The 23,572-nt window shown below is 69.4% G+C and carries 20 protein-coding genes; 9 read left to right on the top strand and 11 right to left on the bottom strand.

Annotation, left to right across the window (positions count from 1 at the left end; all coding sequences use genetic code 11):
* Positions 1–109 precede the first annotated feature (109 nt).
* Positions 110–2,371: a sodium-translocating pyrophosphatase gene (locus ACLJPX_RS37215; protein WP_410604988.1), complete on the bottom strand. Its 2,262-nt coding sequence runs from the start codon at positions 2,369–2,371 to the stop codon at positions 110–112.
* Positions 2,372–2,690: 319 nt separating this feature from the next.
* Here ACLJPX_RS37215 and ACLJPX_RS37210 point away from each other — a divergent pair, with 319 nt between their 5' ends.
* Positions 2,691–5,174: a DEAD/DEAH box helicase gene (locus tag ACLJPX_RS37210; protein ID WP_410604987.1), complete on the top strand. Its 2,484-nt coding sequence runs from the start codon at positions 2,691–2,693 to the stop codon at positions 5,172–5,174.
* 13 nt (positions 5,175–5,187) lie between these two features.
* Here ACLJPX_RS37210 and ACLJPX_RS37205 read toward each other — a convergent pair whose 3' ends face one another.
* The 8 genes from ACLJPX_RS37205 to ssd all read right to left on the bottom strand — a co-directional run bounded on the left by ACLJPX_RS37205 (position 5,188) and on the right by ssd (position 10,651).
* Positions 5,188–5,814 (bottom strand): bifunctional DNA primase/polymerase, encoded by a 627-nt coding sequence (locus tag ACLJPX_RS37205; RefSeq protein WP_410604986.1) that lies wholly within the window; start codon positions 5,812–5,814, stop codon positions 5,188–5,190.
* Positions 5,815–6,233: 419 nt separating this feature from the next.
* Positions 6,234–6,590 (bottom strand): Rv3654c family TadE-like protein, encoded by a 357-nt coding sequence (locus ACLJPX_RS37200; RefSeq protein ID WP_410604985.1) that lies wholly within the window; start codon positions 6,588–6,590, stop codon positions 6,234–6,236.
* Complete coding sequence (locus tag ACLJPX_RS37195) at positions 6,587–6,931, bottom strand: TadE family type IV pilus minor pilin (protein ID WP_101611107.1); 345 nt, start codon at positions 6,929–6,931, stop codon at positions 6,587–6,589. Before ACLJPX_RS37195 ends, ACLJPX_RS37200 begins: the two co-directional genes overlap by 4 nt.
* Positions 6,931–7,104: a DUF4244 domain-containing protein gene (locus ACLJPX_RS37190; protein WP_101611108.1), complete on the bottom strand. Its 174-nt coding sequence runs from the start codon at positions 7,102–7,104 to the stop codon at positions 6,931–6,933. Before ACLJPX_RS37190 ends, ACLJPX_RS37195 begins: the two co-directional genes overlap by 1 nt.
* Before the next feature lie 16 nt (positions 7,105–7,120).
* The gene (locus ACLJPX_RS37185) at positions 7,121–7,708 is read right to left on the bottom strand and encodes a type II secretion system F family protein (protein ID WP_410604984.1); all 588 of its coding nucleotides are present in this window, start codon (positions 7,706–7,708) and stop codon (positions 7,121–7,123) included.
* Positions 7,702–8,442 carry a type II secretion system F family protein gene (locus tag ACLJPX_RS37180; protein ID WP_410604983.1) on the bottom strand — a complete coding sequence of 247 codons (741 nt, stop codon included), beginning with the start codon at positions 8,440–8,442 and terminating at the stop codon, positions 7,702–7,704. Before ACLJPX_RS37180 ends, ACLJPX_RS37185 begins: the two co-directional genes overlap by 7 nt.
* The gene (locus ACLJPX_RS37175; RefSeq protein WP_410604982.1) at positions 8,439–9,581 is read right to left on the bottom strand and encodes a TadA family conjugal transfer-associated ATPase; all 1,143 of its coding nucleotides are present in this window, start codon (positions 9,579–9,581) and stop codon (positions 8,439–8,441) included. Before ACLJPX_RS37175 ends, ACLJPX_RS37180 begins: the two co-directional genes overlap by 4 nt.
* Positions 9,578–10,651 (bottom strand): septum site-determining protein Ssd, encoded by a 1,074-nt coding sequence (gene ssd / locus ACLJPX_RS37170; RefSeq protein WP_410604981.1) that lies wholly within the window; start codon positions 10,649–10,651, stop codon positions 9,578–9,580. Before ssd ends, ACLJPX_RS37175 begins: the two co-directional genes overlap by 4 nt.
* 597 nt (positions 10,652–11,248) lie before the next feature.
* On the opposite strand from ssd, the gene ACLJPX_RS37165 reads away from it, so the two are divergent.
* From ACLJPX_RS37165 to ACLJPX_RS37135, 7 genes are all read left to right on the top strand, one after another.
* A complete protein-coding gene (locus ACLJPX_RS37165; RefSeq protein ID WP_101611113.1) occupies positions 11,249–12,046 on the top strand; it encodes an HAD family hydrolase in 798 nt (265 codons plus the stop codon).
* A 618-nt stretch (positions 12,047–12,664) separates the two neighbouring features.
* Positions 12,665–14,470, top strand: coding sequence for a glycoside hydrolase family 3 protein (locus ACLJPX_RS37160; RefSeq protein ID WP_410604980.1), 1,806 nt, complete (start codon positions 12,665–12,667; stop codon positions 14,468–14,470).
* Positions 14,467–15,747, top strand: coding sequence for an exo-beta-N-acetylmuramidase NamZ domain-containing protein (locus ACLJPX_RS37155; RefSeq protein WP_410604979.1), 1,281 nt, complete (start codon positions 14,467–14,469; stop codon positions 15,745–15,747). The genes ACLJPX_RS37160 and ACLJPX_RS37155 overlap by 4 nt, the downstream gene beginning before the upstream one ends.
* 139 nt (positions 15,748–15,886) lie before the next feature.
* Complete coding sequence (locus tag ACLJPX_RS37150) at positions 15,887–17,695, top strand: serine hydrolase (protein ID WP_410604978.1); 1,809 nt, start codon at positions 15,887–15,889, stop codon at positions 17,693–17,695.
* A 237-nt stretch (positions 17,696–17,932) separates the two neighbouring features.
* Positions 17,933–18,904 (top strand): MurR/RpiR family transcriptional regulator, encoded by a 972-nt coding sequence (locus ACLJPX_RS37145; protein ID WP_410604977.1) that lies wholly within the window; start codon positions 17,933–17,935, stop codon positions 18,902–18,904.
* A 17-nt stretch (positions 18,905–18,921) separates the two neighbouring features.
* Complete coding sequence (locus ACLJPX_RS37140) at positions 18,922–19,851, top strand: N-acetylmuramic acid 6-phosphate etherase (protein ID WP_410604976.1); 930 nt, start codon at positions 18,922–18,924, stop codon at positions 19,849–19,851.
* Between the two features lie 74 nt (positions 19,852–19,925).
* On the top strand, positions 19,926–21,029 hold the full coding sequence (locus tag ACLJPX_RS37135; protein WP_410604975.1) for a HoxN/HupN/NixA family nickel/cobalt transporter: 1,104 nt from the start codon (positions 19,926–19,928) through the stop codon (positions 21,027–21,029).
* 97 nt (positions 21,030–21,126) lie between these two features.
* On the opposite strand, the gene ACLJPX_RS37130 is transcribed toward ACLJPX_RS37135, so the two are convergent.
* Positions 21,127–22,296, bottom strand: coding sequence for an MFS transporter (locus ACLJPX_RS37130; protein WP_410604974.1), 1,170 nt, complete (start codon positions 22,294–22,296; stop codon positions 21,127–21,129).
* A gap of 51 nt (positions 22,297–22,347) precedes the next feature.
* Here ACLJPX_RS37130 and ACLJPX_RS37125 point away from each other — a divergent pair, with 51 nt between their 5' ends.
* Positions 22,348–22,653: an ArsR/SmtB family transcription factor gene (locus ACLJPX_RS37125; protein WP_101611120.1), complete on the top strand. Its 306-nt coding sequence runs from the start codon at positions 22,348–22,350 to the stop codon at positions 22,651–22,653.
* On the opposite strand, the gene ACLJPX_RS37120 is transcribed toward ACLJPX_RS37125, so the two are convergent.
* Positions 22,630–23,487, bottom strand: coding sequence for an alpha/beta hydrolase family esterase (locus tag ACLJPX_RS37120; RefSeq protein WP_410604973.1), 858 nt, complete (start codon positions 23,485–23,487; stop codon positions 22,630–22,632). The two genes, ACLJPX_RS37125 and ACLJPX_RS37120, sit on opposite strands and share 24 nt — an antisense overlap.
* Positions 23,488–23,572: the final 85 nt, after the last annotated feature.

The raw sequence follows: 23,572 nt of genomic DNA, 5'->3' as shown, positions 1-23,572 counted from the left end.
ACTCCCCCGGATCGGGATCAGCGTGACGCGCAGAGATTAGCCTGCCCCGGACAGCCGCCGGGCCCGCCACGGGAAACGTGGCGGGCCCGGCGGGTCGAGCTTTTCGGTGTTACGCCTTGGCTTCCGCGGGCGTGTCGGAGAGAACCGACTCGCGGCGCTTGGAAACCACGATCGCCGCGACGATGATCGCGACGGCGACCAGCGAGATCCCGATCCGGGCGCCGACGTTGGCGTCCGCGCCGATCGAGAACTGCACGACCGCCGGGGCGATCAGCACCGACACCAGGTTCATCACCTTGATCAGCGGGTTGATCGCCGGACCGGCGGTGTCCTTGAACGGGTCACCCACGGTGTCACCGATGATGGTGGCCTCGTGCGCGTCCGAACCCTTGCCGCCGTGGCTTCCGTCCTCGACGAGCTTCTTCGCGTTGTCCCAGGCGCCACCGGAGTTGGCGAGGAAGATCGCCATCAGGGTCCCGGTCGCGATCGCACCACCCAGGTATCCGGCGAGCGCGCCGGTGCCGAGGCCGAAACCGACCGCGATCGGGGCGAAGACCGCGAGCAGACCGGGAGTGGTCAGCTCGCGCAGCGAGTCACGCGTGACGATGTCGACGACTCGGCCGTACTCGGGCCGCGTGGTGCCCTCCATGATCCCCGGGATGTCGCGGAACTGGCGGCGCACTTCGTAGACGACCGCGCCGGCGGCACGCGACACCGCGTTGACCGCGAGACCGGAGAACAGGAACACGACCGCCGCGCCGATGATCACCCCGACGAGCGTCTCCGGGCCGACGATGTTCGCGATGAACTCCTTGCCATCGCCGACCGCCTTGGTGATCGCGTCCTGGTAGGACCCGAACAGCGCCGTCGCCGCGAGGACCGCCGTGGCGATCGCGATGCCCTTGGTGATGGCCTTGGTGGTGTTGCCGACCGCGTCGAGCTCGGTGAGGATCTGCGCCGCGTCCTCGTCGACGTCACCCGACATCTCGGCGATGCCCTGCGCGTTGTCCGAAATCGGGCCGAAGGTGTCCATCGCGACGATGACGCCGACGGTGGTCAGCAGCCCGGTACCGGCCAGCGCCACGGCGAACAGCGCGACGCCGCCACCGACCAGGAAAGCGCCGAACACGGCCGCGGCGATGACCAGCGCGGTGTACACGGCGGACTCGAACCCGACCGAGATACCGGCCAGGATCACCGTCGCCGCACCGGTTTCCGAGGACTTGCCGACCTCCTTGACCGGCTTGTACTCGGTGCCGGTGTAGTAGCCGGTGATCTTGAGGATGATCGCGGCGAGCACGATGCCGATGATCACCGAAAGGGTCGCGATCAGCGCCGGGTTACCCGACTTGCCGGCGAAGGCCTCGCCGAACTCGGAGAACGAACCGGGCAGGTAGACGAACGCCGCGATCGTCGACAGGACCGCGGAAATCGCCGCGGAGATGTAGAACGAGCGGTTGATCGTGACCAGACCGCCTTCGCCCGCCTTGGCCTTGGTGATGTAGACACCGATGACCGCGGTGATCACGCCGATGGCGGGGACGATGAGCGGGAAGATCAGGCCGTGCACACCGAAGGCGGTGCTGCCCAGGATCAACGCCGCCACGAGCATGACCGCGTACGACTCGAAGAGGTCGGCCGCCATGCCGGCACAGTCACCCACGTTGTCACCGACGTTGTCGGCGATGGTGGCCGCGTTGCGCGGGTCGTCCTCGGGGATGCCCTGCTCGACCTTGCCGACCAGGTCGGCGCCGACGTCGGCGGCCTTGGTGAAGATACCGCCGCCGACACGCATGAACATCGCGATCAGCGCGGCACCGAAACCGAAGCCCTCCAAGACCTTCGGAGCCTGTCCGGTGTAGACGAGGACGACGACCGCGGCACCGAAGAGACCGAGGCCGACGGTGATCATGCCGACGACGCCACCGGTACGGAAGGCCAGGCGCATCGCTTTTTCGCGACCGCCGGATTCACGCGAAGCGGCCGCGACGCGCAGGTTCGCCTGCGTCGCCAGCCACATGCCTAGGTAGCCGATCGCGAAGGAGAACCCCGCGCCGACCAGGAAGAAAATGGACCTGCCGATCTTCTCGTTCCAGTCTTCGGCCGGCAAAGCGAAGAGCAGCAAGAACACGAGACCCCCGAAGATCACGAGGGTGTTGCGCTGCCGTTTCAGATAGGCAGCCGCACCTTCCTGCACTGCCTTCGCGATGTCCTGCATCTTCGAGGTGCCCTGGCCGGCGGCCAGCACCTCCTTGAGCAGGACGTAGCCGATGACCAGTGCAACAAGGGCGACCGCGGCGATTACACCGACGATGGTGTAACCACCTCCGGAGAGCGTGATTTCGCCCTCCGCGAGGAACTGCCGGGACATTCGTCCTCCTGGAGACGTCGCCGTTGACCAACGACGATCCGCCGATGGAACCGGCGGCACGCGCGCTGGCATGGGGATCTGAGCCGAACGTCACGCTAGTCGCACTGCAAGGCACGTCTCACATGACGCTCGCCACAGACGGTGTGGATTGCGGGAGTGTATTGGTAGTGGGATGGAGGACGGCAAGGCGTCCCCGCCACCGCACGTTCCGTTACCTTGTGAGGCTGATCACTTTATCGATCATCCGCGGGCCGTTCCGGCGTCCGTTCCGTTCGGCGGCGGCCGTTTTCTGTCGGTGCGCTGTGCGAAGCTTCCGAAGGTGGACGGCACGGCGGAATCCGGTAAGGGGCGGCGACTTCTCGACCGCGCGACGGCGGGGATCCCGGCTTCGCTGTACCCGGTCACCCATGTGGCCGAACTGCCCGCACGCTCGGCGGATTCGGTGGACTGGCCGGAGTGGGCGGCGGCTCCGGTCGTCGAGGCGCTGACGGCGAGCGGCGTCAAGGCGCCGTGGCGGCATCAGGCCGAGGCCGCGTCGCTGGTCCGCGACGGCATGCACGTCGTGATCTCCACCGGCACCGCGTCGGGCAAGTCGCTCGCGTACCAGTTGCCGGTGCTCTCGGCGCTGGTCGAGGACGAGCGGGCTTCGGCGCTGTACCTGTCCCCGACCAAGGCGCTCGGCGCCGACCAGTTGCGCGCGGTTTCCTCTTTGGACATCAAGAAGGCACGTGCCGCGTCGTTCGACGGTGACACTCCGCTGGAGGAGCGGGACTGGGTCCGCGCGCACGCCAACTGGGTGTTCACGAACCCGGACATGCTGCACCGCGGGATCCTCTCGTCGCACGCGCGCTGGTCCCGGTTCTTCCGGCGGCTCTCGTTCGTCGTCGTCGACGAATGCCACAGCTATCGCGGCGTCTTCGGTTCCCATGTGGCGTTGCTGCTGCGCAGGCTGCGCCGGGTCGCGGCGTACTACGGCGCTTCGCCGGTCTTCGTCCTCGCGTCCGCGACGACGGCGGACCCGGCGGCGTTCGCTTCGAAACTCTCCGGGCAGGACTGTGTCCCGGTCACCGAAGACGGCTCACCGCGCGGCGCCCGCACGGTCGCGTTGTGGGAACCCCCGCTGCTGTCGGAACTTTCCGGTGAGAACGGTGCTCCGGTGCGGCGCTCGGCAGGCGCCGAGGCTTCGCGGATCCTCGCCGAACTGGTCATCGAGGGCGCCCGCTCGCTGGCGTTCGTCCGGTCGCGGCGAGGCGCGGAACTGACCGCCCTCGGCGCACGGCGAATTCTGTCCGAAGTGGACGGTACCTTGGCGGATTCCGTTGCCGCGTACCGATCCGGGTACCTGCCCGAGGAGCGGCGCGCCCTCGAAGCGGCGTTGCTGTCCGGGCGATTGCTCGGGGTGGCGACGACGAACGCGCTCGAACTCGGTGTCGACATCGCGGGGCTGGACGCGGTGGTGCTGGCCGGTTACCCGGGGACGCTCGCGTCGTTCTGGCAGCAGGCAGGCCGGGCCGGGCGCGCGGGAGACGCGGCACTGGTCGTGTTCGTGGCCCGCGACGATCCGCTGGACACCTATCTCGTGCACCATCCGGCCGCGATCCTGGACCGGCCGGTCGAGGCCGCCGTCCTCGACCCGTCGAACCCGTATGTGCTGGGACCGCAGCTGGCCTGCGCCATCGCCGAACTCCCGCTGACCGAACCGGAGGTCGCGGCCTTCGGCGGTGACGCGGCGCGTGCGGTGCTCGCCGATCTGGTCAAGGAGAAGATCATCCGTCGCCGCACGAGCGGCTGGTACTGGACCTCCCGCGACCGGCCGCACGCCGACGTCGGCATCCGCGGTTCCGGCGGCGAGCAGATCGCCGTGGTGGAAGCCGATTCCGGTCGGATGCTCGGCACGGTCGACCCGGGTTCCGCCTGCTACGCGGTCCATCCCGGTGCGGTGTACCTGCACCAGGGTTCGTCCTACGTGGTCGACGAACTGGATCTGGAGACCGGGCTCGCCCTGGTGCACGCGGAGGATCCGGACTGGAGCACGTCACCGCGCGAGATCGTCGACATCAGCGTGCTGCGCGTCGAGGAGAGCAGGGTGCACGGCGGGATCACGGTGAACCTCGGCGAGGTGTCGGTGACTTCGCAAGTGGTCGGCTACTTGCGAAGGCGTCCGTCGGGTGAGGTGCTGGACCAGACTCCGCTGGATCTGCCGGAGCAGAGACTCGACACCCGCGCCGTCTGGTACACGATCTCGGCCGGGTTGCTCGGCTGTTCCGATGGCTCCGGGGTTTCCGATGGCTTGGCGGGGACCGGGGGCCATCGGCCGGAGACCGAGGTTCTGGAGCCGGTGGGGACCGGAGGCTCCAAGGTGGGGACCGAGGATCTTGGCGGAGCACCGGGGACGAGCGCCGAGTTGGATCCGGCGCGCGTCCCCGGTGCCCTGCATGCCGCCGAGCACGCGGCGATCGGCCTGCTACCGCTGTTCGCTACTTGCGACCGCTGGGACATTGGCGGGGTGTCTACCGCGTGGCACGAGGACACCGGGGAGGCGACGGTGTTCGTGCACGATGGCCATCCCGGGGGTGCGGGATTCGCCGATCGCGGGTTTGCCGCAATTGTCCCTTGGCTGGCCGCAACGCGGGAGGCGATCGTTTCCTGCGAATGCCCGGCCGGCTGCCCGTCCTGCGTCCAGTCGCCGAAGTGCGGGAACGGCAACGATCCGCTGGACAAGGCGGGGGCAGTGGCCGTTCTCGACACCGTGCTCGGGGCGTTGCGTCAGCACGGGCCGAGGTCGGGCCACTTGTTGGCTTGAAGTTGTGGGTTGGTCAGGCGGCGGTGGTCAGGGTCGCCACGGGAGCGACGGCCTTGTCACCGGCCAGCGCACGAACGAGCACGTCGTGCACCTCGGCGGCCTCGGGCAGCTGCCAGCCCCAGACCTCGGGCTTGACCCGCCAGTGCACGACACCGTGCTGGAACGGCGACGGGGGAAGCGGGATGTAGTCGTTCGCGCCGTGCCACTGGATCGAGGCGTGGTCGGCCAGTTCCCGCGGGATGCTCGTGGCGACGGTGGTGAGGAACAGCCAGCGGCCGTTCGGCATCGCGACGATCGGGGCGGGGTGACCGGTGGCGCGCAGCAGACGGGCGGCGGCCTTGCCGAGCTCGTCGTCGACCTCGATGGCGTCCAGCACGGTGCCGGTGGCCACGAGCAGGCTGTGCGTGTCGTCGCCGAACCAGGTGGCGACCTCGTGCGGGTGGGTCTCGATCAGTTCACGCCAGTTGTCCTGGGCCGGGACGGGACGCCGCCAGGTGAGGTCGTCACCTTCCGCGGTGATCGCGGCGGGCTCGGCACCCGGGAGCACCGGCCAGCCACGCCAGGCGAGACCGATCGCCTCCGCCCGCATTTCGATGCGGAAGGCGCCGCGCCAGCTGTCCGGCCAATTCGCGTCCAACATTACTGTCCCTGCCTCAGGTCAACTCTGTCCTGTGTCTGTCTCTGCCGCGCCGCCCCGGCGAACTCTCCGAAGTGGCGCACATCTCAATAAACGGCAAGTTGCACATCGGGAGAAGACCTCACGCGACAACCGGCGGTTACTTAGCGATGAACGCGCGGTAGCCCGACTCGACGGACCGAACGCCGCACGTCCGGTTAACGGGCCTCGACGACCGGTTCGGCGCCGTTCGTCGCAGCCGAGCAGGGCATCCCGCCCTGGTGACCCTGCTCACGACAAGCGGCGCAGGGCCGTTCGGCGGAGCGCTGATCATGCCTTCGACCGCTCGCCGCTCGTCAACGACCGCTGCTCGCGCTCGGCGGTTACTCGTGCGTACTACCGGCCGGTCGCCGCCGGGGTGACCGTTCACCGTGCGACGTCCGTCACGGTGGCCGGTCGACCGGTCCCGCCCTTGCCCGGGCCTCCGCCCGCCCGGCGGCCGTGAGGTGTCCCGACAGCTCTGACCGCACCTCGACCAGGGCATCGCCACGTTCCCACCGGCAGGTCAGCAGGGTGACCGACATCCGGACGGCCACCAGCCGCGCCCGTTCGCAGGCCGCGCCGGGACCGGCCGTCGCGTGCGAGGCCGCCGCGAGCGCCGCCAGATCCGCGGCGGCCTCGGCGTGGTGCCGGGTCGTGACGGCGGCGCCGATCCAGAAGGTCAACGCCGCCACGCAGATCAGGACGGCGACGATCGACGCGGTCCACACGGTCGCGACGCCGCGGTCATCCCGCCTCATGGGCCACCGCCCGGTTCGGCGAACGCGAAGGCGCGGGAACGCAGCCGGATCCCCGGCAGCAGACCGGCCGCCGGTTCGGCCTCGACGCCGGCGGTGATGGCGTCGCCCTCGCGGACGACGTCCAGCCGTGCGCCGGGCGGCGCGATCTCCCGCACCGCCTGTTCGGCGCGGGCGGGCTGGCCGCGAGCGACGAGCCTGGCCGCCTCGCGGGCCGCGTCGGTGCAGCGGAGTTGATCGGCGGCGACCCCGATCCCGGCCAGCAGCAGGGCCGAGACGAAGGTCAGCGCGCCGATGCCGAGCGCGGCCTCCACCGTGACGGACCCGCGATCACCGCCGGGCATCAGAACTTCACCGACAAGGCCCGCTCGATGAGCGCGGTGAGCCCGGCGAAGACGGCTTCACCGTTGACGATCAGGTACAGGACTCCGGCCAGCGCGGCGGCGGCCAAGGTCGCGATGGCGTACTCGACCGTCGCCATGCCGTCGTCGTCGCGGAAGGTGGGGAGCTTGCTCATGGGTATCGCCTTTCGATCAGAGGAGGCCGTCGAGGCGACCGGCAAGGCCGAGCACGACGGGCAGGATGCCGAGGCAGAGGAACGCGGGAAGGAAACAGAGGCCGATCGGCGCGGCCAGCAGCACTCCGGCCCGTTCGGCGCGTTCCTCGGCTTCGGCGGAGAGCGACTCGCGCAGCCGTCGCGCGAGGTCCTTCGCATGAGCCGCGAGCGCGGTGCCCGCCCTGGCCGTGCGAACGGCGGCGACGGACAGCTCGGTCAGACCGGGCCGGTCGCGGACCGGCGCCCAGGCTTCGACCGGGCCGACGCCCACGGCGAGGTGCGACGCCACCGAACGCAGGGCCGCCGCGGTCTTCGGTGACGCGGCGGGCCCGACCGCCTCGAGCGCGACGGACACCGGCAACCCGCCCGCCAGGCAGGCGGCCAAGAGGTCGAGGGTGGCCGCGGACCGGAGGAGTTCCGAGACACCGGAGACACTTCTGTCCCGGACCGGCCGTTCCCGAAGCCACTTGAGGAGACGGCCTGGCCGCGTGACGACCCCAGGTCTGACGCGTGGCCAGCAGAGGACGGCACCGCCGAGCAGGCTCAACGCCGCCCCGGTCAGCACGGCGCCACCCGTCCGGTGAGTGCCCGGCACCAGGCGGTGCCGGCCCAGATCAGTCCGCTGCCCACGACGAGCAGCCACTGGCCCGTGCCCGTCCCGGTGAGGACACGGACCGGGCCCGCGCCCATCGCCTCGCCGAGCAGCAGGCACACCAGCGGGAGGACGGCGAGTACGGCGGCGCTCGCCCGGGGACCGGCCATCTTGGCTTTGAGACGACGGCGGAACCCGATATCCGCTTCGGCGTCCCGCCGCGCGGCTTCGAGGACGTCGGCCATCGGAAGGCCGAACCGGTTCGCGAGCGCCCACGCGTTCGCCAAGGCCGGTGGCGCGTCCGGATCGGCCGTCTCGCCACCGAGCCGGGCGGTCGCGATCAGGCCGCGCAGCCGCCCGGACGCCGCGGGCACCGCTTCCGCGACGGCCTCGGCCGCCGTCACCGGATGGGCGCCCGCCCGGAGTTCGCCGACCATCGTCCGCAACACGGACGCGGTGAGCTCGGCTTCGGCCAGCGCCGCCTTCGCCTGCGCCCGCCGACGGTGCTCCTGGTGGACGGTGATGGTGAGCACCAGCGTCGCCAAAGCCCAGCCGATCCCGAGAATCGGCAAGACGAGCAACGCGGGCAGCGGCCACCAGCCCGCGCGAGCGGCCTGAGGGAGGCGCCAGGCGAACGGAGTGCCCACCGTCGGTCTCGGCCAGCACGCCAGCCCGGCGCCGCAGGAGAGGAGGAACCAAGGACTCATGCCGCCATCTCCTCGAGCGGGCTCTCGTCGCCGATCCAATGGCCCTTGCTCCAGACCGGGATGACTTTGGCCTCGCCGCGCAGTGACCGCAGCACGCCGACCTCGTCCAGCCGCCGGATCCCGCTCGGCAGGCGTCGCATGTGCAGGACCACCCGCACCGCGGCGGTCAGCTGACTGTGCAGCGCGTCCCGCTTCAACCCGCCGAGCGCGGCCAGGGCCTCCATCCGTGCCGGGACGTCCGACGGCGAATTGGCGTGCAGCGTGCAGGCTCCGCCCTCGTGCCCGGTGTTCATCGCGTTGAGCAGCGCGCAGACCTCGCCGCCGCGCACTTCGCCGACGACCAGGCGGTCCGGGCGCATGCGCAACGCCTGCCGCACCAGTTCACCGAGCCCGACCTCCCCTGCTCCCTCGACGTTGGCCGGACGTGCGATCAGGCTGACGAACTGCGGATGGTCCGGTTGCAGTTCGCCTGCGTCCTCGACGCACACGATGCGTTCGGCCGGGGAAACCGCGCCGAGCAGCGCGGAAAGCAAGGTCGTCTTCCCCGCCCCGGTCCCGCCGGAGACCAGGAACGCGAGCCGCCGCCGGATGATCGAATCGAGCAGGTCCGCGCCGCTGGTGCCGAACACCCCGCGCGAACGCAACTCCGCGAGGTCATGGGTGGCGGGCCGCAGGACGCGGAGCGAGAGGGAGGTCCCGGCGGGCGCCATCGGCGGGAGGATCGCGTGCAGCCGGATCCGCCCCTGCGGCCCCACTCCCGGCAGCCAGCAGTCCGCGAACGGTTGCGCGTCGTCCAGCCGCCGCCCGCCGGCGAGGGCGAGCCGCTGGGCCAGCCTGCGGACGGCCTCCTCGTCCGGGAAACGGATGTCGGTCTTTTCCGGGCCTTCACCGGTATCGACCCAGACCTCGTCCGGAGCGGTGACGAGAATGTCGGTGATACCGGGCTTCCCGAGAAGCGGCGTGAGCGGACCGGCGCCGACGAACTCGTCGCGGGCCAGCCGGACCGCCCCGAGGACGGCTTCCTGACCGAGCGCGCCACCGGCTTCGGCGCGGACCGCCCGCGCCACGCTCACCGGATCCGCCGGGACGGCCGATCCGGCCAGCCGCCGCCGGACCCGCTCGACCAGATCGTCGGTCATCGCACGGCACCGGCCAGATTTCCGCGCGCGGCGGCGAGGACTTCGGTGGCGGCGGTGGCCAGATGCCCGCGATGTCTCGGGACGAACTCGCCGCGATCGAGGGCCGTGGACAAGGAACGTTCGCGGCCCATCGACGTGATGAGCGGGAAGCCCACGGCGTCGGCGATCTCTCGCGGGATCAGCCCGGCGGGCGACGGACCCCGGACCGCGACACCGATCCGGTTCGCGTGGGGTTCGAGCCTGGCGAGGACCTGTTTCGCCGCCGCGCAGGCACGCAGTTCCGCGGGGACGACGACCACGACCAGATCGGCCAGCCCGACGACGGTGGCCGTTTCGGCGCCGAAATACCTCGGCAGATCGCAGACGACCGTCCGCCCCGCCCGCCTTCCGGCGCACAACACGCCCTCGATCGCGTCCGGCCCGGGACCGCGTCCTTCCCTGCCGTAGGACACAAAGGACAGTGACCCGGACGCATATCTCTTCCGCGGCAGGGCTTCGCTCAACGCCGTCATCGACACCCTGCCGCCGAGGTCGAGTTCCGGCCAGCGCGGCCCGCGATCGCGTTCGGCGGCGAGGAGGACGTCGATTCCGCCGCCGAGCGGATCGCAGTCGACGAGCAGCCCGCCACTCCCGGATTTCTCCGCCTGGTACGCGACGGCGGCCGCCAGTACGGAGGCGCCGGCCCCACCCCGTCCGCCGATGATCCCGATGACGAGCCCGTCGTCACGGGCGGGCCCGTCGACCACGTCGGCGAACGCGCCGATGAGGTCGCCTTCCTCGTCCGGCAGCGAAAGGACCTTCTCCGAACCGGTGTTGAAGGCGCGCTCCCACGTCACCGGTGTCGGCGCGCCCTTGCAGACGAGCAGGACCTTGTTCCGCCGCAGCAGGCGGTTCGGCACGCTCGCGGCTTCTTCGTCGAGCACCACGAGCGGCGCGCGTGCCCATCTCCCGCGAGCGGCGTCCAGATCGGGCGCGCGTTCGACCTCGCAGCCCGCGGCGGCCGCCACGCGCAAGATCTCGTCGAGCAGGATGTCGTCTCCGGCGACGACGAGCGGATGTTCCTCGATCATGACTCCCCCGGGGTTTCGGTCGGACTCGGGCTGTGACTCCACGGTCGCGCCCGGCCCCGGTCCCGCACAACGCCATTCCGCTCCGCCTGTGGACAACCGGGGTGTTGTGGACAACTCCGCCGCAGGAAACCGGTTTCCTGCGTTTCCGTCGGGCCTTTCTGGCACACTCCCGGGTTTTTCCACATCGAATGCGCCCGATCCGTTTCCCGGTCGAATTCGAACACGAAAAGGGTTGAGGGCAAAGAAAAGCAACGAACATCGGCCGATTCGGCCTTGTCACGGTGAGGTTTTCCGCGGCCAACAAGGTCTGAACCATTGGCGGGGCGGGAAGTTAGAGGGCGGTCCCCGCCAGGGGGGAGGGACGGGGACCGCCTGGGGTTCAGCCCCGGGGGGTCGGACTGAACCTGGGCCCGGTGCAACACCGGACAATGTCACTGTAACTCCGATACCGGCCCGTTGCGGTGGGCGGCGGCACCCACAATTCGATAACGGCACGACGCGCCCGATCCGGTGTGCGGTCGTGAATTTTCCACCGCCGTATCCCGATCGTGGTCGACCAACGGGCGCGCCGCCGTCCGGCTCTCCTATCCTTGGCGAGTGGCCCACCCCAGCACGACACCGAGCCCGGTCGCGGCGTTCTTCGATCTCGACAAGACGATCATCGCGTCTTCGAGCGCGCTGGCCTTCAGCAAGCCTCTTTTGCGCGAAGGCCTGATCAACCGGCGAGCCGCGCTTCGCAGCGCGTACGCCCAGCTCGTCTTCTCGCTCGCGGGCGCGGACGCGGCGAAGACCGAACGGATGCGGGCCGAGGTTTCCGCGCTGTGCACCGGATGGGACGTGGCGCAGGTGTCCGCGATCGTCCGCGAAACGCTGCACGACGTCGTCGACCCGCTCGTCTACGCGGAGGCCGCGGAACTGATCTCCTCGCATCTCGCGGACGGTCACGACGTCGTGGTGCTGTCGGCGACCGGCGAAGAGGTCGTCGCCCCGGTCGCCGAAATGCTCGGCGCGACGCGCAGTGTGGCCACGCGGATGCAGATCGTGGACGGCCGCTACTCGGGCGAAGTCGATTTCTATTGCTACGGCGAGAACAAGGCCATCGCCGCGAAAGAGCTCGCGGCCACCTACGGCTACGACCTCACCCAATGCCACGCGTACACCGACTCGAGCACCGACATCCCGCTCCTCGAGGTCGTCGGAAGGCCCCACGCGGTCAACCCCGACCGCGTCCTGCGCAAGCACGCGACCGAGCAGGGCTGGGACATCCTCGCGTTCGATCACCCGATGTCACTGCGGACCAGGATCCCGGCCAGGTCGGCGGGCCTGGTCGCGCTCGGCGCCGTCGCCGCGGGTGCCACCTGGTACGGCTACAACCGGCGCAAACGCACCCGCTGAGCCCGCACCCGGTCGGCGGTACGGAACCGGTTTTCGCAGACAGAGCGGCGAATTGTCCGTCGCGGAGGGTGCCCGTGTCACTAGATCGAGCCTCTGTACCGGTGCACCCGTCTGCGCACTTGAAGTGACCCGGCTCACGGCGTAGAAAGAAGGTGCGGACGTTCGGTCGGCCAGGGAACAGGTAGAAGAGAAGCCTGTTCCACCCCGGCGAATCTCCGTGTGCGGACACCGGGTACCCACGCGCAGCGCGCCGCGGGAGGCTCGTCGTCTAGGGACTGCGTACCGGGACGCCGGACGCCGAGTCCATGAAGGTACGACCAGAGTTGCACGCTTGGTCGCCCGAGTCGTTCGCACTGATTGGCGGCGCCCGCCGGCTCAGGCCGACGGGCGCCGCCAGTGTTTTGCCCGCCTTTCCCGTCGTGACCGGCCCGGTCACGCATCGATGACGCCTTGTTTTCAAGCGTGACAGGCCCCTTCGCGTCCCTTTGTGTATGAACGGACCGTTCGTGCGGGTGGCCGATGGACAAGCAAAGTGCTCGTGGGTAGCTTCCGGATATCAGTGCTTCCAGGTGGACTTCTTTCCATCTGAGAGTCAGGCACGAATCTGGGAGGCTTGAGGTGACGACCCGAACCGCGCACGCCCGTCATCGGAGGATCCATGCGCTCGCCGTGCCCCTCGCGGGTCTGCTCACCCTCGCGGTCGCGGGCGTTCCGGCCGCCGCGCAGCCGGTGACCGCCGACGCGGAGGCCCAGCGGACGCTGCGCGGGCTGACTCTGGAGCAGAAGGTCGGCCAGCTGTTCGTCACGTGGGTGAACGGCAAGTCCGCCGACGAGGTCAACGCCAAGAACAAGGCCGACTTCGGCGTGGAGACCCCCGCGCAGGTGATCGAGAAGTACCACCTGGGCGGCGTCATCTACTTCAACAACGACAGCCGCGACAACTTCGACGACCCGGTCCAGGTGGCCAAGCTGTCGAACGGGCTCCAGCGGGCCGCCATCCGCAGCGGCGCGCACATCCCGCTGCAGATCGCGACCGACCAGGAGGGCGGCACGGTCACCCGCATGGGTGCCCCCGCCACCGAACTGCCGAACGCGATGGCGATCTCGGCTGGCCGCGATCCCAAGGCCGCGCAGGAGGCCGCCCGGATCCTCGGGCACGAACTGCGCGCCGTCGGCATCAACCAGGACTTCGCCCCCGACGCCGACGTGAACTCGAACCCGGCGAACCCGGTGATCGGCGTCCGTTCCTTCTCCGGCCGCCCGGAGCTGGCGAGCCAGTTCGTCGGAGCCCAGGTCAAGGGCTTCCAGGACTCCGGACGTCGCTCCGAGACGGTGTCCGCCGCCGCGAAGCACTTCCCCGGCCACGGTGACGCGGCCACGGACAGTCACCTGGAACTGCCCAGGATCGACCGGAGCGAAGCCAGCTGGCGTGAGACCGACGTGCCGCCGTTCAAGGCCGCCATCAAGGCCGGCATCGACTCGATCATGAGCGCGCACATCCAGTTCCCCAGCCTCGACCCGTCGGGTGAGCCCGCCACGCTGTCGAAGCCGATCCTCACCGGCAAACTGCGCGGTGAGCTGGGCTATCGCGGCGTCGTCATCACGGACTCGCTCTCGATGGACGCCGTGCGCGAGATGCACACCGACGCGGAGATCCCGGTGCTGGCGCTCAAGGCCGGCATCGACCAGCTGCTCATGCCGGTGAACCTCGACCTCGCGATCAACTCGGTACTCGACGCGGTCCGCAAGGGAGAACTGACCGAGCGGCGCATCGACGAAAGCGTCCTACGGGTGCTCAAGCTCAAACTGAACCGGGGCATCCTGACCTCGCCGTTCGTCGACCCGGCCAAGGTCGCTTCGAAGGTCGGCATCCCGGCCAACCTCGCGACCGCGCAGGGCATCGCCGACCGGTCGGTCACCGCGATCCGCAACGACGGCGGCGTCCTTCCGCTCAAGCAGCAGCCCGCGAAGACGCTCGTGACCGGCTGGGGCGTGAGCACGACGACCGCGCTGGCCTCGAAACTCACCGCGCACGGAACGCAGGCGACCGCGCTGCAGACCGGCCAGACCCCGACCGACGCGCAGATCGCCCAGGCCGTCGCGGCCGCGAAGAACGTCGACCTCGTCGTGGTGCTGACCAACAACGTCGGCACGTATCCGTTGCAGGGCAAGCTGTTGCAGGCCCTGACGGACACCGGGAAGGCCGTCGTCGCGGTCGCCGCGCAGATCCCCTACGACGCCGGTTACGAGAACCCGGTCAAGACCTGGCTCGCGACGTACGGCTACATCACGCCGTCGGTCGAGGCGCTGGCGAAGGTGATCCTCGGGAAGGTGAAGCCGCAGGGCAAGCTGCCGGTGGACGTCCCCGCGGGCAAGGACGTGGGCACGGTGAAGTACCCCTTCGGCCACGGGCTGACCTGGTGACGCTCAATCGCCGCCACCTCCTCGCCGCCGGGGCGCTCGCGGTCCCCGCGCTGACGGCCGGATCCTCGGTCGCGCAGGCAGGGCCCGAGGCCACGGCGGAAAGCGAGAGCAAAGGTCCCTCGCTCACCCGCACCGGAGCGGACGTGCTCGCCGCCCGTGGCTGGGCGCCGCTGTCCGGCCGCAAGCTCGGCGTGCTGTCGAATCCGACGGGCGTCCTGGCGAGCGGCGACCACATCGTCGATTCGATGGTCGCCGCCGGTGTCCGCCCGCTCGCCGCGTTCGGGCCGGAACACGGCTTCCGCGGCAGCGCGCAAGCGGGCGGCTCCGAGGGCGACTACACCGATCCCCGCACCGGCGTCCCCGTGTACGACGCGTACGGCGCCGACGCGACGAAGCTCGCCGGGATGTTCACGAAGGCGGGCGTCGACACGGTCGTCTTCGACATCGCCGACGTCGGCGCGCGGTTCTACACCTACATCTGGTCGCTGTACACGGCGATGGTCGCGGCGGCGAAGGTCGGCGCGGCGGTGGTCGTGCTGGACCGGCCGAACCCGCTGGGCGGCAGGGCCGCCGGGCCGATGCTGGACCCGGCGTACGCGTCGGGCATCGGGCGGAAGCCGATCGTGCAGCAGCACGGCATGACCGTCGGGGAACTCGCGCGGTACTTCGCCGCCGAGTTCCTGCCCGCCGAAGGGGTCACCCCCGGCAGGCTCGAGATCGTCGAAGTACGTGACTGGCGGCGTGATCAGCTCTTCGAGCGCACCGGGCTGACCTGGATCCCGCCGAGCCCGAACATGCCGACGCCGGACACGGCGCTCGTCTATCCCGGCACCGGGATGTTCGAGGGCACCGTCTTCTCCGAAGGCCGCGGCACCACCAGGCCGTTCGAGATCATCGGCGCGCCGGGCCTCGATTGGCGCTGGCGCGAGAAGCTCGGCGAACTACGGCTTCCCGGCGTGAAGTTCCGTGAGGCGTACTTCGTGCCGACGTTCGGCAAGTTCGTCAACGAGCCTTGCGGCGGCGTGCAGGTGACGATCACGGATCCGCGGGCGTTCGACGCCATCCGCACCGCGGTCACCATGTTCGTCACCGCGAAGCAGGTGCACCCGGACAAGTTCAAGTGGCGGCCCGACAACTTCCTCGACAAGCTCTCGGGCTCGGACAGGTTGCGCACGATGGTCGACAAGGGCGCCGGAGTCGACGAGATCGTCGGCTCCTGGCAGGCCGAGCTCGCCGAGTTCGACCGGAAACGCCGTCGCCATCTCATCTATCGCTGAAGGGAGCGAAGCGATGGGAACGCAAGGCGCGGCACCCGACAGGAGCCAAGAGCGCGCTTCAGCCGGCAGGCCCCGCTATCGCAGCGGCAGGGCGTCCACACCGGCCACCGCACCGCCGGTGCCAACGGACGCCCTGGCGATGCGATCGCGGTCGCGCGCGGAGCCGCGTCGACACCGTGCTAGGAAGATCCTGATCGCGACCGTTTCCGTTCTGGTCGCGGCGACCACGCTGTCGACGGCGGGAGCACAGGCGATTCCGGGTTCGGAACAACAGCGAGACCGCGTGGCGGGCCGGTTCGACAAGCCGCGTGAGGGTTTCGCGCCCGCGTCCACGGTGCTCCGTGACGGCGCGCCCGGCGACGTCGGCCTCGACCCGGAGCCGATCAAAGCGGCCGAGCGGTTCATCGACAGCTGGACGAAACCGGACGCCACCGGGCATCCGCACTTCTCCGGCGCCGTCGGCCTGCTCGCGCACGACGGCGTCGTCGTCGAGCGCCAGGCCGTCGGCGGTGCCGTCCGCTACGCCGACGCGAACGGCACGGAACTGCCACCGGAGCAGCAGGTGCCGATGCGCGCGGACACCATCTTCGACATGGCCTCGATCTCGAAGCTGTTCACCTCCATCGCGGTGATGCAGCTGGCCGAGACGGGCAAGCTGGACATCTCGGCGCCGGTGGTGCGGTACCTGCCGGAGTTCGGGGTGAACGGCAAGGAAGCCGTCACCGTCCAGCAGCTCCTCACCCACGTTTCGGGCTTCGCCGCGACACCGCTCCCGTCGCTGTGGGAGGGCTATCCGGACATCCCGTCGCGCCGGAAGGCCATCCTCGACAGCCCGCTGAAGAACCCGCCTGGCAGTACGTACCTCTACTCCGACATCAATCTGCTGACGCTCGGCCTCCTGGTCGAGAAGCTGGCCGGGGCGCCGTTGGACAAGGTGGTCCAGGATCGCATCGCGGCTCCGCTTCGCCTGGCCGACACCGGCTACAACCCGCCGGCGTCGAAACTGGCCAGGGTCGCGGCGACCGAGTACGCGGTGAAGCCGCCTCGGGGCCTCGTACGCGGGCAGGTCCACGACGAGAACGCCTGGTCGCTGGGCGGCGTCGCCGGGCACGCGGGCGTGTTCTCCACGGCCTCCGACATGGCCGTGCTGGCGCAGACGATCCTCAACGGCGGCGCGTACCGCGGTCAGCGGATCCTGCGGCCGGAAACCGTGCGATCGATGCTGACGAACTACAACCAGAAGTTCCCCGACAACTCCCACGGACTCGGCTTCGAACTCGACCAGCCCTGGTACATGGGCGCGCTGTCGGCGCCCTCGACCGCCGGCCACACCGGGTTCACCGGGACCTCGCTGGTGATCGACCCGCTCTCGAGGTCGTTCGCGATCCTGCTCACCAACCGCGTGCACCCGACGCGGAACTGGGGCTCGATCAACCTCGCCAGGGAGGCGTGGGCGAGTTCGCTCGCGAAGGCGATGGCCGTCCGCCCGGCACATGGCCGTGACGCGTGGTTCAGCGGCGCAGGGGACGTCTCCACGGCCACGCTCACGACCCCGCCGTTGCGGACCCGTGGCGGCCCTCTGAAGGTCTCCTTCGACACGTTCGTGGACACCGAAGGACCCTCCGATTCGCTCTTCCTGGAAATAAGTACCGACGGTGGCGCCACCTGGAAAACGATTACTCTGCGTGCGAGCGGGCCAGGCGCTCCCGCGGGGGACCTGGCCGGCCTCGGCGGGCACGGACACCGGGCTTGGTGGCGAGCCGCCGCCGAGGTGTCACAAAGCTCACAAATCACCCTCCGGTGGCGTTACACGACCGATGCCCGTTACACGGGACGCGGAATTTCCCTGGACAGTGTGAAAGTCACTGAACGAGGCCGGATACTGCTGGACAGTGAGCATAATCCCCCTACTTTTGTAGCTACCGGATGGAAGTTGAGCGCTAGGTAGTTGAGCGGTTCCGTTTCGCAGACCGAACCGCCCCGTTGACCGGGACACAGCCCCTTGCGTCGCGACACTAAGTTGCCAAGTCGTTAGCTCGACCTCGTTAACGGCCTCGACCTGGTTAGCGACTTTCTGGTCAACGATTAATCGCAAATCGAATCCGCAGACACGGATAGGTTGCGATCTTCCCGAAGGGTGTGGGTAGCCTTGTCGCAGATGCCAACGGTTAGTAACTTTCCCACGGTGGGCGATACCGAATCCGTAATCGCGGTCGCACCGTCCGAGTCCGTGCCGGCCCAGCCGACACGGGACGCTGACGCGAGCCCGCTTGTCCGGATCCGCTCACTGCTGCCCGGGCTCGCCCGGGCCGAACAGCGTGTCGCGAAGGTCGTCCTCGACGACCCGGCGACGGTCGCGCGGCGCAGCATCACCGAGGTCGCGCTCGCGGCGAACACCAGCGAAACCACCGTCACGCGCTTCTGCAAGGCGGTCGGCGTCGGTGGATATCCGCAGCTCAGGATCGCTTTGGCGGCCGACACCGCCCGGTCCGAGGCGCGGTCCAGCCGCAATCTCGGCGGCGAGATCGGGCCGGAAGACGACCTGGCCGCGGTCATCGGCAAGGTCAGCTTCGCGGACGCTCGTGCCGTGGAGGAGACCGCCGACCAGCTCGACATCCCGTCGCTACAGCGCGTGATCGACGTCCTGGCGGGCGCGGGCCGTGTGGACGTCTACGGCGTCGGCGCGAGCGCGTTCGTGGCCGCGGATCTGCAGCAGAAGCTGCACCGCATCGGCCGGGTCAGCTTCGCCTGGTCCGACACGCACATCATGCTGACCTCGGCCGCCGTGCTGAGCCCCGGAGACGTCGCCATCGGCATCTCCCACACGGGCGCGACCACGGACACCGTCGAGGCGCTGCGTGTGGCCCGTGAGCACGGCGCGATCACCGTCGCCGTGACGAACTTCCCGCGTTCGCCGATCACCGAGGTCTCCGACCACGTGCTGACCACGGCCGCGCGGGAAACGACGTTCCGCTCGGGTGCGACCGCCAGTCGCATCGCGCAGCTGACCGTCATCGACTGCCTGTTCATCGGTGTCGCGCAGCGGCACATGGACGCGTCGGTCAACGCGCTCGACGCGACCAGGGACGCGGTGGGTTCGCACCGGCTGGGCGTTCGGCCCGACGGCAGGCGACGGCCGCGGGAAACCGGCAAATGAGCGAAAAAGTGAGGCGCATGATGACCGTCCCACGCCAGGTGGTGCACGTCGATTCGCCAACCGAACAGCGCAATCCACGGACGACCGACATCGACCTGATGTCGACCATGGGCATCCTCGGCGCGATCAACGCCGAGGACCGCCGGGTCCCCGAAGCCGTCGCCGCGGTGCTGCCGCAGGTGGCGCGGGCGGTCGACTTCGCCGTGGAAGCGCTGCGGTCGGGACACCGCGTGCACTACTTCGGGGCCGGTACCTCCGGCAGGCTGGCGACGTTGGACGCGGCGGAGCTCGTGCCGACGTTCAACGTGCCGTCCGACTGGTTCATCGCGCATCACGCGGGCGGTGCGCGCGCTCTGCGCCAAGCCGTCGAAGACGCCGAGGACGACGCGAAGGCCGGAGCCGCCGAGGTGGCCGAGACCGTCGCACCCGGCGACTTCGTGCTCGGGCTGACGGCTTCCGGCCGGACGCCCTACGTTCTCGGCGCGCTGGCCGCGGCCAGCCGCCGCGGCGCCCGGACCGCGCTGGTCTCGGGCAATCCGGCCGCGGTGATGCCGCCGGGTGTCGATGTCCTCATCGCCGTGGACACCGGCCCCGAGGCGATCGCCGGGTCGACCCGGATGAAGGCGGGCACGGCCCAGAAGATCATCCTCACCGCGTTTTCCACCGCGACGATGATCAAACTCGGCCGGACCTACTCGAACCTGATGGTCAGCATGCGCGCGACCAACGCGAAGCTGCGCGGAAGGACCATCAGGATCCTGCGCGAGGCCACGGGAATGAGCATGGCGGACTGCTCCGACGCGCTCACCGAGGCCGACGGCGACCTCAAGGTCGCGCTGGTCCATCTGCTGTCCGGCGAAGACGTCGCGAACGCGGCGAAGGCGCTGGCGAACAGTGATGGCCACGTACGCAAGGCTCTCGACTCCCTGCGGGTGCGCGCGAGCTGAAACATCACCGATTGCCCATCACCTGCTCATCTGCTTAGGCTCTCAGGTATTCGCGACTGAGAGGTCGGGTGGTCATGAGCACCGGCGGACAGCCCCGTTCATCCCGACGCCTCGCGCTCACGCGACGCGAACGGGCGTCCGTCGCCGGGATGGCCGGGTTCATCCTGCTGCTCAACGTCGTGGGCTGGGGGGTCCTGACGCTTTTCGTGGCGCCGCGCCAGTACGAGCTCGGCGCCACGGGCGTGTTCGGGATCGGCCTCGGCGTCACCGCCTTCGTGCTCGGGATGCGGCACGCCTTCGACGCGGACCACATCGCCGCGATCGACAACACCACCCGCAAGCTGATGGCCGACGGGCAACGGCCGCTTTCGGTCGGCTTCTGGTTCTCCCTCGGCCATTCGACGATCGTTTTCGTCCTGTGCCTGCTGTTGTCGCTCGGCGTCCGCGCGCTCGCCGGCGCCGTCGAGGACGACTCGTCGACGTTGCACGAGGCGACCGGGCTGATCGGTACGTCCGTTTCGGCGGTGTTCCTGTACCTCATCGGCATCATGAACCTGGTCGTACTGGTCGGCATCGTGAAGGTGTTCCGGCGCATGCGGCGGGGCGAGTTCGACGAAGCGGCGCTGGAACGGCAACTCGACAACCGCGGCTTCATGAACCGACTGCTGCGGGGTGCCACCAAGGCGGTGCGCAAGCCGTGGCACATCTACCCGATCGGCGTGCTGTTCGGCCTCGGCTTCGACACCGCGACCGAGATCAGCCTGCTGGTGCTCGCCGGCGGCGCGGCCGCGTTCTCCCTGCCCTGGTACGCGATCCTGGTGCTGCCGATCCTGTTCGCCGCGGGGATGACGCTGTTCGACACCGCCGACGGCTGCTTCATGAACTTCGCGTACGGCTGGGCCTTCGCGAAGCCTGTGCGGAAGATCTACTACAACCTCACCGTGACGGCGCTTTCCGTCGCGGTCGCGCTGCTCATCGGGACGATCGAGCTGATCTCGATCCTTACCGAGCGCCTGGGCATCACGACCGGACCGCTCGCGGCGATCGGGTCCCTGAGCCTGGACTACGTCGGTTACGCGGTCGTAGCGCTCTTCGTGCTTACTTGGGCCCTCGCGCTCTTCGTGTGGCGCTTCGCGCGTATCGAGGAGCGTTGGTCGGCCAGGATCCCGGTCAAGTAGCCCTCTGACCTGTGGAAAGAGAGCAAGGGACCTTTGCTGTCGCTTACTTAGCGTACCCACGCTAACGATAGCAAAGGTCCCTTGCTCCCACTTTCGATCAGGCGGGCTGGGCCACCCGCGTGCGCGAAGGGAGCGAAAGCGCGAAGGCGAGCAGTGCGATGAAGGCGGCAACGGGGCCGACCCACCAGACGCCCGCCGACGACAGGACGACGCCACCCAGCGCGGCACCGAGGGCACCACCGGCGTAGATCGCGGAACCGTTGAGCCCCAAGGCGACCGTCGGCGCGTCGGGTGCCAGCGAGAACAGCCGGTGTTGCTGCGGCACCATCAGCATCCCGCCGAAGATCCCCGAAGCCAGCGCGAGGACCAGCGCGCCGGGCAGGCTCAGCACGGCGACGTCCACCAGCGCGAGTGTCACGACCGTACCGACGAGCGAAATCGCGCGAACGCGTGCGGGCCCGAGCGAGTCGGTGGCCCGGCCCGCGAAGGCGTTGCCCGCGATCTGCCCGATCCCGAAACCGATGAGCAGCCACGAGATCATCGCGCCCGCGGCGACCGGAGCGACCAGAACGGGCAGGTACACGAAGGCCGCGAAGCCCGCCGCGGTGCCGAGAACGCTGACGCCGAGCACGCGCGCGATCGGCGGCCGCGCGACGACGGCGAGCCTGTCGCGCAGGGACACCGTCGGCATCCGGACACCGGGCAGCAACGGCACGAGCAGCGCCACGACCACCGCCACCGCACCGATCCCCCACATCACCGCGCGCCAGCCGAACCAGGTGCCCGCCAGCACCCCGATCGGCACACCGACCACCATCGACACGCTCATCCCGGCGGAGACCGTCGCCAAGGCGCGGCCACGCCGCTCGTCCGACGCCAGGGCGCCGGCGAGCACATACGCGTTGGACTGGAACGCCGCGGCGCCGAGGGCGGCCAGCACGCGGGCGATGGCGACCACGGCGAAGGACTCGCCGAGCGCCTGCCCGGCCATGCCGATCGTGAACAGCACCATCCCGGCGCCGAGCACCCAGCGCCGGTCGAGCCGTCCGGTGAACGCCGCGATGAGCGGCGAAGAAATCGCGTATGTCACCGCGAAGACGGTGGTCAGCTGTCCCGCGGTGGCTTCGGAAACACGCAGGTCGGCGGCGATGGTGGGCAGCAGCCCGTTCAAGACGAACCCGTCGGTGCCGACGGTGAACGTCCCGACGGCGAGTACCAGCAGAGCCCCCAAGGCGAGCCGATCATTTGATGATCGTCGAATCGTCATGGGAGGTATAGTGGCCGGACTATTCGATGACTGTCAAACAGTTGGAGCGAAGTGACCAGCACGCTGCCGCAGCCGCCGACCGGCGAAATCGAGATCGTGCCGGTGCTCCAGGCGCTCGCGGATCCCGTGCGCCTGGAGCTGATCCGCGCCCTGCGAAGCAATCCTTCGCCGCGAAGCTGCGCCATCACCGAGTACGACGTCGAGATCAGCGCGCCGACGCTCTCCCACCACTGGAAGGTCCTGCGCGAGGCCGGCCTCACGACCACCTTCGTCGAGGGCCGGACCCGCTGGGTCGAGCTACGGACCGAGGACATCCACGAGCGGTTCCCCGGGCTACTGGACGCCGTTCTCGCCTAACCGCCACTTCGCCGCGAGTTCCGCCGCCGCGCACACGCCGACGTCCAGCAGATACGGCCCGGCCTGCCCGCAACCGGCCGCCGGCGCGATCGGCTGACCGTGCCCCATCCCGGTGACGGCGTGCGTGTCGACGGTGGCGCCGACGTCCGTCCACTGCTCGGAGAGCTCACGCAGATTCATCGAAGCGACCGTGTAGTCCGCGGTCCCGTGCCAGACGCTGACCGGGGAACGCGCGCCCGTGCCCGCGGCCCGCACCTTGTCACCCCACTGCTTCGGGGTCAGATCCTTGCCGGGATTCATGCACGAGTAGGCGTCGATCATCGAAGCCGCGCAGCCGTACGGCAGGCCCGCGACGACACCACCGCCCGCGAACAGTTCCGGATACGCCGCCAGCATCACCGAGGTCATCGCCCCGCCCGCCGACAGACCGGTCACATAAGTCCGGCTTCCGGCCGCGAACCGCGCCATCTGCGCGATCGATTCGGCTTCACCGACGCCGCGCTTGATGTCGGCCGCTTGGAACCAGTTGAAGCATTTACTGAAGTTGTTCGCCGAAACCTGTTGTGGCAGAACGAGTTTGAACCGCAGCTTGTCCGCGAGGCCGATCCAGCCGGAGCCACGGGCATATCCGGCCGCGTCCTGGGTGCAGCCGTGCAGCACGACCACCGCCGGACGTCCGGACGGCAACCCGTCGGGAACGTACTCGAACATCTGCAACGCACCGGGATTGCTCCCGAACCCGGTCACGGGACGGATCGCCGCCGCCTGTGCCGGAGTCGCGAAGAGAAGGACCAATGTCGAAACCACCGCGCCGATGAGGAGTTTTCGCATCATTTCAGGCTAAAACCGCCACGGCCCGGTTCCCACGTGGACGACCACCACAGCGACGGCCCGTTTTGTGTGGTCGCGCCGGGTACCG

The sequence above is a fragment of the Amycolatopsis sp. lyj-90 genome, from assembly GCF_046549035.1.
Classification (GTDB): domain Bacteria; phylum Actinomycetota; class Actinomycetes; order Mycobacteriales; family Pseudonocardiaceae; genus Amycolatopsis.
Note: the sequence above shows the minus strand (reverse complement) of the source record. Positions and strands in the feature narration are given on the sequence as shown.